Consider the following 12,436-nt stretch of genomic DNA (forward strand, 5'->3'; position numbering starts at 1 on the left):
TGGGGCGAATTATAGAGAGATCCTCAGGGGCGTCAACCCCTATTTTAAGCTTTTGTTACAACCAATGGCTTTTTTGCCCTCAACCGCGGAATCCGCCGCGCAATTGCCGGTATACGTAGCACTAGAAGCACTGCGCCAATACCCGCATAGAGAGACCACTCTTTAAGGTCTGCCCGCACTACCCATAGAAAGTGCAACAGGCCCAAGCCCAATATCAGGTAAACCATACGATGCAGTTTCTTCCAGCCCGCACCCAGGCGTCGCTGACTGTAGCGATTGGAAGTAATCGCCAATGCCAGCAGGCATAGAAAAGCAAGGCTACCGACAATGATATAGGGACGCTTGCGCAGCTCTACCCCCAGTTGCCCCCAATCCAACCCCAGAATGAAGATCGCGTAGGCAATCAAATGCAGAACGACATATGCAAAGCACCACAACCCCAATTGCCGCCTGACAACGATCCAGCCCGCCCAACCGGTCAGCTTCTGCAACGGCGTCATGCTCAACGTGATCAATAGCAGGATCAACGCGCCCAGGCCCAGGCGATCCACCAGGATCTTGCCCGGATCAGGTCCCAGGGCAAAGGCCCAGGCCTGGTAGAGCCAAAGCAATGGCCAAATGGATGCTGCGAGGAAGACACCCGTACGCCAGAACGGATAACGCATCAGTAGTTCTTCCGCAGGTCGAGACCGGCATACAGGGAGGCAACCTCGTCTGCATAACCATTGAACATTTGCGTATCACGCACATTGGGGCTGAACAACCCACTGGGTAAACGCCGCTCACGGGCCTGGGTCCAGCGCGGATGATCCACCGTCGGGTTGACGTTGGCGTAGAAGCCGTACTCATCCGGCGCAATGTTTTGCCAGGTCGTCTTAGGCTGCTCCTCGACCAGACTGATACGCACGATGGATTTTATGCTCTTGAAGCCATACTTCCATGGCACCACCAACCGCAAGGGAGCGCCATTCTGGTTCGGGAGTTCGCGGCCATACATACCTACGGCAAGAATGGCCAAGGGGTGCATTGCCTCGTCCAGGCGCAGCCCTTCTATATAAGGCCAGTCGATCAACGAAAAACCCGAGCGCTGCCCCGGCATGCTGGCGGAATCCTCCAGGGTTTCGAAACGGATGTATCTGGCTTTGGAGGTGGGCTCCACTTGCTTGAGCAAGGCCGAGATCGGAAAGCCTATCCAGGGAATGACCATCGACCAGGCTTCCACGCAACGCAGTCGATAGATACGCTCCTCCAACTGATAAGGTTTCACAAAATCTTCCAGCACGTAACGACCGGGTTTACCCACCTCACCATCGACGACTACGGTCCAGGGCTCGGTTTTAAGTGCACCGGCATTTTGCGCCGGGTCGCCCTTGCCGGTGCCGAACTCATAGAAGTTGTTGTAGTGGGTCGCGTCCTTGAACGGGGTGATCGCCTCCCCTTTCACGGTGACTGCCTGCCACTGGGTAGCCTTGAGCTTTTCGCTCAACCAGGAAGGTGCGGCACCCGCTTCGACATCGGCGTAGCGGGACACCTCGGCAGCGCCTGCCCAGGTTGGCAGACTGCCGACAGCCAGGGCCGCCATGGACCCGCCCAACAGCGTACGGCGAGAGAGATAGAGTGCTTCGGGAGTGACTTCCGACTCTTTACAGGCGGAGGTTCCGGGTAGCCGGATAAGCATGATGACTCCGTAGTATTGGCGAACTGATGCGCCAATAGACTACGGAGTCCTGCAGAAATTACATCATTCCGCTTTTTTGTGACGACGCAGGCGCAACAGGTACTGCACTGGCCCGGAGGCTGCGTAGACAAGGAAGATCAACAGCAGGATTCGCGGCGGATCGCTGAAGACCACGGCAAACACCAGCACCACCGCAAGGATCGCCACAAAAGGCACGCGCCCCTTGAGATCCAGTTCCTTGAAACTGTTGTACTTGATGTTGCTGACCATCAACATGCCCGCGGCTGCGACCAACAGAGCCACCAGGAAGGACAACTTCGAGCCCTGGATGCCATAGTCGCTGAATGCCCAGACGGTCCCGGCAACCACACCGGCAGCCGCCGGACTGGCCAGGCCGATGAAGAAACGCTTGTCGGCAGTCCCGACCTGCGTATTGAAACGCGCCAGACGCAACGCGGCACCGGCAACATAGATGAAGGCGACCATCCAGCCCACCTTGCCCATGTCACCCAGCGCCCAGCCGAACGCCAGCAATGCCGGAGCAACGCCGAAGGCAACCATGTCCGACAGCGAGTCGTACTCGGCGCCGAATGCGCTTTGGGTGTTGGTCATGCGCGCCACACGGCCGTCGAGGCTGTCGAGCACCATGGCCACGAAAATTGCGATGGCGGCGAAGGCGAAATACTTGCTCGCTTCGCGCGGATCACCGGCACTCAAGGCGCTCTGGGCGCTGATCGAGCTGATGATCGAGTAGAACCCGGCAAACAGGTTCGCGGTGGTGAAGAGGTTGGGCAGTAGATAAATGCCGCGGTGCCGCACTTTGCGGCCGTCGGCGTCATGTCCTTCTTCGACATGTTCATCGATCGGTAGCAGGCTTTCGGCGTCAGAGACCTTGTTCGGCTCTTCGGGACGTTCGCTCATGGACATTACCTTGCAACGGTGTGAAAGTTTTGACAAGCGTCTGCAACGAGGGTTCGAAGCCAGACGATGAAGCTTATACCAGAACCTGACCACCTTAACGAAAAAACGCGGCCGAAGCCGCGTTTTCATCATTTCGAAAGCAAGATCAGTTCTTGGCTTTGTCGACGATCTTGTTCGCTGCGATCCAAGGCATCATCGAGCGCAGTTGCTCGCCGATCACTTCGATGCCGTGAGCGGCGTTGTTGCGACGCTTGGCGGTCATCGATGGGTAGCCGGTGGCACCTTCGCTGATGAACATCTTGGCGTATTCGCCGTCCTGGATGCGCTTCAGAGCGTTACGCATGGCCTGACGGGATTCGGCGTTGATGACTTCCGGACCGGTCACGTACTCGCCGTATTCGGCGTTGTTGGAGATCGAGTAGTTCATGTTGGCGATACCGCCTTCGTACATGAGGTCAACGATCAGCTTCAGTTCGTGCAGGCATTCGAAGTAGGCCATTTCTGGCGCGTAGCCAGCTTCGACCAGAGTTTCGAAACCGGCCTTGACCAGCTCGACGGTACCACCACACAGAACAGCCTGCTCGCCGAACAGGTCGGTTTCGGTTTCGTCCTTGAAGGTGGTTTCGATGATGCCGGTACGGCCGCCGCCCACGCCCGAAGCGTACGACAGGGCTACGTTCTTGGCGTTGCCCGAAGCGTCCTGGTAGATAGCGATCAGGTCAGGGATACCGCCGCCCTTGACGAACTCGGAACGCACGGTGTGGCCTGGAGCCTTCGGCGCGATCATGATCACGTCGAGGTCGGCACGCGGAACAACCTGGTTGTAGTGGATCGCGAAGCCGTGGGAGAACGCCAGGGTTGCGCCCTTCTTGATGTTCGGCTCGATTTCGTTCTTGTACAGCTGGGACTGGAACTCGTCCGGGGTCAGGATCATGACCAGGTCGGCACCGGCAACGGCAGTTGCCACGTCAGCGACTTTCAGGCCGTGGGCTTCTGCCTTGGCAACGGTAGCCGAACCTTTACGCAGACCGACAGTGACATCCACACCGGAGTCTTTCAGGTTGCACGCCTGAGCGTGACCCTGGGAGCCGTAACCGATGATGGCAACTTTCTTGCCCTGGATGATCGAAAGGTCGCAGTCTTTGTCGTAGTAAACTTTCATGAAAAATACCCCTGTTATCTTGGCCGTACAGGCCATTCGCTAATTTTTGTGTTAGATGCTCAGCACTTTGTCGCCACGGGCAATGCCGGTGACGCCACTGCGGACGGTTTCCAGGATGGCCGCGGTGCCGATGGACTGAATGAAGCTGTCCAGCTTGTCGCTCGTACCGGTCAGTTGAACGGTATATACGCTGCTGCTGACATCTACAATCTGTCCACGATAGATATCGGTGGTGCGCTTGATCTCGGCACGTTGAGCGCCCGTTGCCTTGACCTTGACCAGCATCAATTCACGTTCGATGTGCGCGCTTTCCGAAAGGTCGACCAATTTGACCACTTCGACCAGCTTGTTCAAGTTCTTGGTGATCTGTTCGATCACTTCATCGTGCCCTACGGTGGTCAACGTCAGACGCGACAGGGTCGGGTCTTCGGTCGGCGCCACGGTCAGGCTTTCGATGTTGTAGTTACGCTGCGAGAACAGCCCGACCACGCGGGACAAGGCTCCCGGTTCGTTTTCCAACAGCAGGGAAATAATGTGCCGCATGATTAGGTCCGCTCCGTCTTGCTCAGCCACATATCGCGCATGGAGCCGTCTTTGATCTGCATCGGGTAGACGTGCTCGCTATTGTCGACCTGGATATCGATGAACACCAGTCGATCCTTCATGGCGAAAGCCTCTTCAAGCTTGGGCTTCAGGTCCTTCAGGCTGGTGATGCGGATACCCACATGACCATATGCCTCGGCCAGCTTGACGAAGTCAGGCAGCGACTCCATGTAAGAGTGCGAGTGACGGCTGTTGTAGCTCATGTCCTGCCACTGACGCACCATTCCCAGCACGCCATTGTTCAGGTTGACGATCTTGACCGGCAAATCGTATTGCAGGCAGGTCGACAGCTCCTGGATGTTCATCTGGATGCTGCCTTCGCCAGTAACGCAGGCGACATCCTGATCCGGGAAGCTCAGCTTCACGCCCATGGCCGCCGGGAAACCGAAGCCCATGGTGCCCAGGCCACCGGAGTTGATCCAGCGGTTAGGCTTGTTGAAGCGGTAGTACTGCGCCGCGAACATCTGATGCTGACCAACGTCCGAAGTAACGAAGGCATCGCCGTTGGTGACTTCGCACAGGGTCTCGATCACCGTCTGAGGCTTGATGACGCTGCCATCGCCCTTTTCGTACGGGAACGTGCCGCGATCGCCGCGCCATTCTTCGATCTGTTTCCACCAGGCGTCCAGTGCCGCCTGATCTGGCTTCTCGCCGATTTCCTTGAGAGTCGCGACCATTTCGGTCAGGACGCTCTCGACCGGGCCGACGATAGGCACGTCAGCCTTGATGGTCTTGGAGATCGAAGCCGGGTCGATATCGATGTGAATGATCTTGGCATTCGGGCAGAACTTGGGGGCGCCGTTGATCACGCGATCGTCGAAACGAGCGCCAACAGCGAGGATCACATCGGCATGGTGCATCGCCAGGTTGGCGGTGTAGCTACCGTGCATGCCCAGCATACCGAGGAACTGGCGATCCGTACCCGGATAGCCACCCAGGCCCATCAATGTGTTGGTAACCGGCAGGTTGAGCATCTGCGCAACTTCGGTAAGCGCTTGCGAACCGCCGCCGAGGATGACGCCACCACCGGAGTAAACGATCGGACGCTTGGCCGCCAGGAGCATTTCTGCTGCCTTGCGGATTTGCCCCGAGTGGCCACGAACAGCCGGGCTGTAGGAACGCAGCTTGACCTTTTTCGGGTAGACGTATTCGAACTTCTCAGCCGGGTTGGTCATATCTTTCGGGATATCGACCACGACCGGACCAGGACGGCCGGATTGTGCCAGGTAGAACGCTTTCTTCATGACCTCCGGGATTTCCGAGGCGTGCTTGATCATGAAGCTGTGCTTAACGATCGGACGGGAAATACCGATCATGTCGGTTTCCTGGAAGGCATCGGTACCGACCATGGTGCTGGGCACCTGACCGGAGATGATGACCATCGGGATGGAGTCCATATAGGCCGTGGCGATACCGGTAATGGCGTTTGTGGCGCCTGGACCGGAAGTCACCAGTACCACGCCGGCTTTACCGGTGGCACGGGCATAGCCGTCAGCCATATGGGTCGCCGCCTGCTCGTGACGAACCAGGATATGAGTCACTTCCGGTTCTTTGAACAGTGCGTCGTAAACATGCAGGAGAGCACCACCAGGGTACCCGTAAATATATTTGACGCCTTCGTCACGCAAAAAGCGGACGAGCATCTCACCGCCAGATAAAAGCTCCACGTTGTTCACCTCTAAAACGCCAGAATACCGGCCACTGACAAGGGGTCGGGTCTTAATAGGTTTACTGCCTAGCAGAGCATGAGCGACGGTGATCGCCGACTACGTCAGCACTGACTGAGCAAGTATTGGGAGCGCCCCAAAGTGTTGCGGGGGTTTCCCACCCAGCGCGAGGTAACGCGTTGCGGGTGTTACAGGTCGGCGCGGGTGTGCGCCTCATGATCTGCTAAGCGGGTCTGCTTCTGGCAGTCCCTCTACAGCGGACTTCGGATTGTTCTGATTAGGCAAGCGCAAGTCAAGTCATCTTCGCGCTTTCTTCACATCTAGAGCCCTGCGGCTGAAAGGAAAACGTTTGCCAATCGCGATCGTCCCCTCGTTCCCACGCCCTGCGTGGGAATGCAGTGGCAGACGCTTAGCGTCGAGATGCGGAGCGTCAGAGGAGGCATTCCCACGCGGAGCGTGGGAACGAGGGGGCACGAGGGAAGGCTCAGCGGCTCTGGCTGATCAATTCGTCGAATTGCGCCAGCAATAACTTGAGGTTCCTGCTTTGTGCAGGTTGGTCGGCGTAGACCATTTCGGCCATGGCCAGGATCCCGGAAGCATTGGGCAAGGGAAGGTCCTGCTCGAGGATGCTTTTCATGCGTGGCAGGAAAATCCACTGCAGCCACTGATCGAAATCCAGGGTATCGACACAGAACGGCTCGACGCTGGCCAGCGCTTCGGCACTGGGCGCCGCTTCACGCCACCAGCCCTGCACGCGCAATTCACGCTCGATCAGCAGCAGATGCTCGGCCAGGGCAGGTAGGCGCGAATCCATTACAAGCTGACCTTGGCTTTCTGCCGGGCCAGGGCCGCACCCGCCGAGTCGCCCTGTTTCTCGCGCGCTTGCGCGATGGTATTCCACAGGCTCGCCTGCAGATCTGGCCGGCCGGCCGCATAACCCTGGGCACGCCGGGCGAACTGCTCGGCCTGGGCTGCATCCCCTTGCGCCAGGCGTACCTGGGCCAGACGGTACAGCACTTGCGGCTCACGTGGAGCGATGCGCTGGGCGCGTTCCAGACTCGATGCCGCGCCATTCAAGTCGCCGCCGGCCTGTTGCTGCTGGGCGGTGGTCAACAGCGCCAGAACCGGCCCATCGAGCTGCTCGTCGGCAGACAGACCGCCGCTGTTGGTGTTGCTGCGCGGAATGCCACTGGGTGCGGAAGTCACCGGCGCCGGCATCGAATAGCTGCTGGTGTTGATCGGAGCAGAATCGATCGGCGCCGAATTGATCGGCGTTGTATCGATCGGCGAAGTGCTGATCGGCGCAGAGCTGGTTGGCGCCGGGAAGCTCTGGATCGGCGCAGAACCGGCACCATTGGGCACCATGACGGTTACGCCGGAGTCTTCAGGGATCGCCTGGGGCCGCTGCGCCGTGTTGGCTTGACGGACAACCTTGCGACCGGCCTGAACGCGCTCGCTATTGGAGACGGTAGTACCGGAGTCCACTACAGGAATCGAACCACGCTGCACGCTGGCGCAACCCGTGAGCAAAGCCAGCGCAGTCAAAGCAGGAAACAACCACTTGTTCACATCACACCTCTTTGCTTAGTTCATCCAGCCTCTGACCCAATCCATCACGGACTCTGCAGGGTCTTGGCTACCACCACAGGCGGGGCCTGCAGCAGGTTCACTACCACGAATATACGGCATCTGCACGGCGCCCGGGCAGCTGGAATCCGAGCCCTGGCCGGTATGTGGATCGACCCAGGCCTGAACCACGTTATCTGGCATGGGCATATCCAGCGGCAGAGGGTCGGCCTTGCGCATGAAGCTTGTCCACACCTGCAACGCACCGGTGGCACCGGTGAAGGGGGTCTTGCCGTTATCGTCGCGACCGAGCCAGACCACCGCCAGCAGATCCTGACTGAAACCGGCGAACCAACTGTCCCGCGAATCGTTACTGGTACCGGTCTTGCCCGCCAGGTTCAAGTTGCCCGGCAGTACGTTGTACACCGAACGCCCAGTGCCTTCACGCATCACTCGCTGCATCGCATTCTGCACCAGGTAAATGGAGCCTGGATCGAAACGCTGCTGAATCTGGAACGGATAACGCTTGAGCGGCTCACCTTCGGCGTTCAACACGCTGCGAATACCACGCATGGGCGTATTGAAGCCGCCATTGGCAAGGGTCTGGTACATGGTCGCAACTTCCATCGGCGACAAACCACCGGCCCCCAGCAACATCGAAGGGAATGCCGGCCACTCGCGATCAACGCCCAGTCTTCCTAGTGTTTTGAGAACATTTGGTACGCCGAGTTCCAGGCCGAGCTTGGCCGTCGACAAGTTGTACGAGTTGGCCAGGCCCTGGTACAGGAAAATGGTGCCATGGGAACGATGGTCATAGTTCTGGGGCTTCCAGACCTGGCCATCGGCGCCCTTGACCGAGAACGGTTCGTCCTGCACCCAGCTGGTCAGAGTGTATTGGCTTGGTTTTTCCAGGGCTGTGAGGTAGACCGCCGGCTTGATCAGCGAACCGATCGGCCGTACGGCGTCGATCGCCCGGTTGAAGCCGGCGAAGCCTGCCTGACGGCTGCCGATGAGTGCCTGGACTTCACCGGTTTCCGGATTGGACACAACCATGGCAGCTTCGACATCTTCGGCCCCCTTGCGCCCACCCAGACGCTTGAAGGTCTCGCTGACCGCCGCCTCGGACTTCATCTGCAGGATCGGGTCGAAGCTGGTGAAGATGCGCAGACCTTCCTCGGTCAAGTCTTCATCGCGGTAGTCCTGGCGCAACTGGCGCTTGACCAGATCCAGGAACCCCGGGAACGAACTGTCGGCCAGGCTACCGCGCTTGGTTACGCCCAGCGGCTTCTGTTTGGCCGCCGCAACTTCTTCCGGCGTCGCGACACCTTGCTCCGCCAGCAGATCCAGAACCAGGTTGCGCCGCTCCAGCGCCCGCTCAGGGTAACGCCGCGGGTTGTAATAGGACGGCCCCTTGACCATCCCGACCAGCAGCGCCACCTGATGCAGCTTCAGCTCGGACAATGGCTGGCTGAAAAAGAATTGACTGGCCAGGCCAAAACCATGCACCGCACGCTGACCATCCTGACCGACGAAGACTTCATTGAGGTAGGCCTCGAGGATCTCCTGCTTGTTGTAGTGCAGCTCGAGCAACACCGCCATCATGGCCTCGGTGAGCTTGCGGCTCAGGCTGCGCTCGCTGGTGAGGAAGAAGTTCTTGACCAACTGCTGGGTCAGGGTACTGCCACCCTGGCGCATACTGCCCGCGGAAGCGTTCACCCAGAACGCGCGGGCAATCGACTTGGGCGAAACACCCAGGTGATGGTAGAAATCCCGATCTTCGACAGCTACCAGTGTTTCAAGCAAATGCGGCGGCACCTGGTCGATCTTGATCAGGATCCGGTCTTCGAGGTTTTTCGGATAAATACCGCCGATCAGCAGCGGCTCGAGGCGCACGACGGCCAGCTTCGAACCGTTTGTCGCACTCAACTCCGACACGTAATCGCCAGAGAAGCGCACGCGCACCGGCTGTGCCGGTTCCAGGCCTTCATAGAACTGGAAACCACGGGTGTTCAGATCGACAGTATTGCCGCTGACGGCTGCAGCACCGGGGCCGTTGGCGACGCTTTCGCGACGATAGCCAAGGGCATCGAGCTCAATGAGGAAATCCTCCTTGCTGAGCTTTTGTCCGACGAACAGCTCGAGCGGCCGGGCATATACCTTGGCCGGGATCGTCCAGCGCTTGCCGGAAAACTTTTCCTGGACCACGGCATCGAGGTAAACCGCAAAGCCGGCCACCACCACAAGCCCGACCAGACCGAGCTTCAGAGCCCAGCCTAACCAGGTGCGCGAGCCGCCAGATGGGCGTTTGGAACGAGAGCGGGGGGATTGAGTACGAGTCATGGCGGCGGATTATACGCACATTCTCGTCGCGCGGCAGGCGCCCTCCGGCGGTTTGCATCGACGAGTCAAGCAGCCATAATGGCGCCCTCGTATCACTTGACCCCTGAAGGATCACACGTGAGCCAAACCCTGATTGCAGCCCTGCAAAACCCGGCCCTCTACCCCCATCCCGTAGACGGATTCCAGGTCATTGAGACGCATATCTCCTGGGTGCTGCTCACCGGCCCCTATGCGTACAAGATCAAGAAACCGGTCAACTTCGGCTTCCTCGACTTCAGTGAGCTGCCTTCGCGCAAGCACTTCTGTGGCGAAGAGCTGCGCCTGAACCAGCGCCTGACCAACGACCTCTATCTGGACGTGCTGCCAATCACCGGCAGCGCCGAGGCACCGCAGATCGGCGGCGATGGACCGGCTATCGAATACGTGCTGAAAATGCGCCAGTTCTCCCAGAGCGGTTTGCTCAGCACACTGCAAGCCAATGGCGAGCTCAACAGCCAGCACATCGACGAAATGGCCCGCCAGATTGCGCAATTTCACCTCAGCGCTCCCCAGGTTCCGCAGGAACACGCCCAGGGCACGCCAGAAAGCGTCATGGCGCCGGTCGAGCAGAACTTCGAGCAAATCCGTCCGTTCCTCAGCGACAAGGCCGATCTCACCCAACTCGACGCCCTGCAAGCCTGGGCCCAGGCCAGCTTCGAGCGGCTCAAGCCGCTGCTGAGCGAGCGCAAGGCCAAGGGCTTCATCCGTGAATGCCACGGTGATATCCACCTGGGCAACGCTACAGTCATCGATGGCAGCGTGGTGATCTTCGACTGCATCGAGTTCAACGAACCGTTTCGTTTCACCGACGTCTATGCCGACACCGCCTTCCTGGCTATGGACCTGGAAGACCGTGGGCTCAAATCCCTGGCTCGGCGCTTCATCAGCCAGTACCTGGAGCTGACCGGCGACTATCAAGGTCTGGAACTGCTCAACTTCTATAAAGCCTACCGCGCCCTGGTCAGGGCCAAAGTGGCACTGTTCAGCATGCCCGCCGATGCCGACGGTGTTCAGCGTGCCACCAGCCTGCGCCAATACCGCAACTACGCCAACCTGGCGGAAAGCTACAGCGCCATCCCTTCGCGCTTCCTGGCCATCACCCACGGCGTCTCTGCCGTTGGCAAAAGCCATGTAGCCATGCGTCTGGTCGAGGCGCTGGGCGCCGTGCGCCTGCGCTCGGACGTCGAGCGCAAGCGCCTGTTCGGCGAACAGCAGGTCGAAGCGAAAAGCAGCCTGAACCATGGCATCTACAATGCAGACGCCAGCGCCGCCACCTACGCGCGCCTGCACGAACTGGCCGAACTGATCCTGCGTGCAGGTTTGCCGGTGGTGATCGATGCCACCTACCTCAAGCTCGATCAGCGCAAGGCAGCGGCCACTATTGCCGAGACCACCGGCGTGCCGTTCCTGATCCTCGATTGCAATGCCCCACAGGCTGTCATCGCCAGCTGGCTGCAACAACGCCAGGCCGACAACCTCGACCCGTCCGACGCAACGCTGGAAGTCATCGAGGCGCAGCAAGCCGGGCGTGAAGCGCTGACAGCGGACGAGCTACTGCAGAGCAAACGCGTGGAAACCAACCAGAGCGACAGCCTCGACAAACTGGTGGAGCAGATTCGCCAGCGCCTGCCAGGGCTGTAATGTCTGCCGAAGGCGTGAAGCGCCGACGCTTCACGCCTTTGAACTGGCTTCGATCAACACCGAGCAACCGTTTGCGTTGGCGCAGCCCACCTCCCTCGCTTCAACAGAGCCGCACCGACTTCGGCTGCAGCACTGATCACCCGAAATTCAAGCCTCTGCACAATCAGATGGCAAAACGCCGCGTATTTTCCAACTGCCGCTACACTCCTCAGAGAACCGCCTGCTAACGAGACCATGACACGTTCAGCCGTCGCAAGGAGGCTTGATGAACGATGAACTGCAGCACCTGAAGAATCTTGGCAAGACTTCCGCGCAGTGGCTGCATGCGGTCGGCATCCACAGCGCTTCGGACTTGCGGCGCCTGGGGGCGGTCGATGCCTATCGCGCCGTGAGGACGCGGGGCTTTCGCGCCTCCAAAGTCCTGCTCTATGCCATTGAAGGCGCCCTGCTCGATGTGCACTGGAACGACATACCGGTTGAGCGCAAGGAGGCCTTGAAGCAGCAATTGGAGGCGTTTTCATCCCGCCACAATATGTAACCACCCATCCGCCGAAAGAATATGCAAAAAGTGCGAAGGAAATGTTGACAAGCAAATGAGAATCGTTATGATTATCACAACTGGTCGCGAGACTGGTTCGATATTTTGAATGACCTTAGGTCGGACATTCAGATTATCTCCTCATCAGGCTAATCACGGTTATTGACCCGGCAGTTTTGCCGGGTCTTTTTTTTACTGCTTGAAAGCTACCTATTGAAAGTTGCCTGTGGAAAAGACATCGCGCGTCGGTCAAGCTTGCGATCTGTCTGTCCCGGTAACCG

11 protein-coding genes are annotated in these 12,436 nt (G+C 58.9%); 2 read left to right on the top strand and 9 right to left on the bottom strand.

Annotated elements, in window-relative coordinates; all coding sequences use genetic code 11:
• Positions 1–44: 44 nt before the first annotated feature.
• The 9 genes from msrQ to mrcB all read right to left on the bottom strand — a co-directional run bounded on the left by msrQ (position 45) and on the right by mrcB (position 9,937).
• Positions 45–665 (bottom strand): protein-methionine-sulfoxide reductase heme-binding subunit MsrQ, encoded by a 621-nt coding sequence (gene msrQ / locus F2S13_RS21240; protein WP_166364456.1) that lies wholly within the window; start codon positions 663–665, stop codon positions 45–47.
• Complete coding sequence (gene msrP / locus F2S13_RS21245) at positions 665–1,678, bottom strand: protein-methionine-sulfoxide reductase catalytic subunit MsrP (RefSeq protein ID WP_166364457.1); 1,014 nt, start codon at positions 1,676–1,678, stop codon at positions 665–667. Before msrP ends, msrQ begins: the two co-directional genes overlap by 1 nt.
• A gap of 63 nt (positions 1,679–1,741) precedes the next feature.
• Entirely contained in the window at positions 1,742–2,599 is an 858-nt protein-coding gene (gene pssA, locus F2S13_RS21250) for a CDP-diacylglycerol--serine O-phosphatidyltransferase (protein WP_166364458.1), read from the bottom strand.
• Positions 2,600–2,744: 145 nt separating this feature from the next.
• Positions 2,745–3,761 carry a ketol-acid reductoisomerase gene (gene ilvC, locus F2S13_RS21255; protein ID WP_158153755.1) on the bottom strand — a complete coding sequence of 339 codons (1,017 nt, stop codon included), beginning with the start codon at positions 3,759–3,761 and terminating at the stop codon, positions 2,745–2,747.
• Positions 3,762–3,812: 51 nt separating this feature from the next.
• On the bottom strand, positions 3,813–4,304 hold the full coding sequence (gene ilvN, locus F2S13_RS21260) for an acetolactate synthase small subunit (protein WP_166364459.1): 492 nt from the start codon (positions 4,302–4,304) through the stop codon (positions 3,813–3,815).
• A gap of 2 nt (positions 4,305–4,306) precedes the next feature.
• On the bottom strand, positions 4,307–6,031 hold the full coding sequence (locus F2S13_RS21265; protein ID WP_166364460.1) for an acetolactate synthase 3 large subunit: 1,725 nt from the start codon (positions 6,029–6,031) through the stop codon (positions 4,307–4,309).
• 484 nt (positions 6,032–6,515) lie between these two features.
• A complete protein-coding gene (locus F2S13_RS21270; protein ID WP_166364461.1) occupies positions 6,516–6,845 on the bottom strand; it encodes a YqcC family protein in 330 nt (109 codons plus the stop codon).
• Entirely contained in the window at positions 6,845–7,600 is a 756-nt protein-coding gene (locus F2S13_RS21275) for a tetratricopeptide repeat protein (protein WP_166364462.1), read from the bottom strand. Before F2S13_RS21275 ends, F2S13_RS21270 begins: the two co-directional genes overlap by 1 nt.
• Before the next feature lie 15 nt (positions 7,601–7,615).
• Positions 7,616–9,937 (bottom strand): penicillin-binding protein 1B, encoded by a 2,322-nt coding sequence (gene mrcB / locus F2S13_RS21280; RefSeq protein WP_166364463.1) that lies wholly within the window; start codon positions 9,935–9,937, stop codon positions 7,616–7,618.
• 117 nt (positions 9,938–10,054) lie between these two features.
• Here mrcB and F2S13_RS21285 point away from each other — a divergent pair, with 117 nt between their 5' ends.
• Positions 10,055–11,617: an AAA family ATPase gene (locus F2S13_RS21285; RefSeq protein WP_166364464.1), complete on the top strand. Its 1,563-nt coding sequence runs from the start codon at positions 10,055–10,057 to the stop codon at positions 11,615–11,617.
• Between the two features lie 265 nt (positions 11,618–11,882).
• On the top strand, positions 11,883–12,155 hold the full coding sequence (locus F2S13_RS21290) for a TfoX/Sxy family protein (protein WP_166364465.1): 273 nt from the start codon (positions 11,883–11,885) through the stop codon (positions 12,153–12,155).
• Positions 12,156–12,436: the final 281 nt, after the last annotated feature.

The organism is Pseudomonas akapageensis, from assembly GCF_011355085.1.
GTDB classification, from domain to species: Bacteria; Pseudomonadota; Gammaproteobacteria; order Pseudomonadales; family Pseudomonadaceae; genus Aquipseudomonas; species Aquipseudomonas akapageensis.

Excerpts from the sequence above, each read along its gene's own strand:
- ilvC (WP_158153755.1), bottom strand. The coding sequence starts at position 3,761 with ATGAAAGTTTACTACGACAAAGACTGCGACCTTTCGATCATCCAGGGC.
- pssA (WP_166364458.1), bottom strand. The coding sequence starts at position 2,599 with ATGAGCGAACGTCCCGAAGAGCCGAACAAGGTCTCTGACGCCGAAAGC.
- ilvN (WP_166364459.1), bottom strand. The coding sequence starts at position 4,304 with ATGCGGCACATTATTTCCCTGCTGTTGGAAAACGAACCGGGAGCCTTG.
- msrP (WP_166364457.1), bottom strand. The coding sequence starts at position 1,678 with ATGCTTATCCGGCTACCCGGAACCTCCGCCTGTAAAGAGTCGGAAGTC.
- msrQ (WP_166364456.1), bottom strand. The coding sequence starts at position 665 with ATGCGTTATCCGTTCTGGCGTACGGGTGTCTTCCTCGCAGCATCCATT.
- F2S13_RS21270 (WP_166364461.1), bottom strand. The coding sequence starts at position 6,845 with ATGGATTCGCGCCTACCTGCCCTGGCCGAGCATCTGCTGCTGATCGAG.
- F2S13_RS21290 (WP_166364465.1), top strand. The coding sequence starts at position 11,883 with ATGAACGATGAACTGCAGCACCTGAAGAATCTTGGCAAGACTTCCGCG.
- mrcB (WP_166364463.1), bottom strand. The coding sequence starts at position 9,937 with ATGACTCGTACTCAATCCCCCCGCTCTCGTTCCAAACGCCCATCTGGC.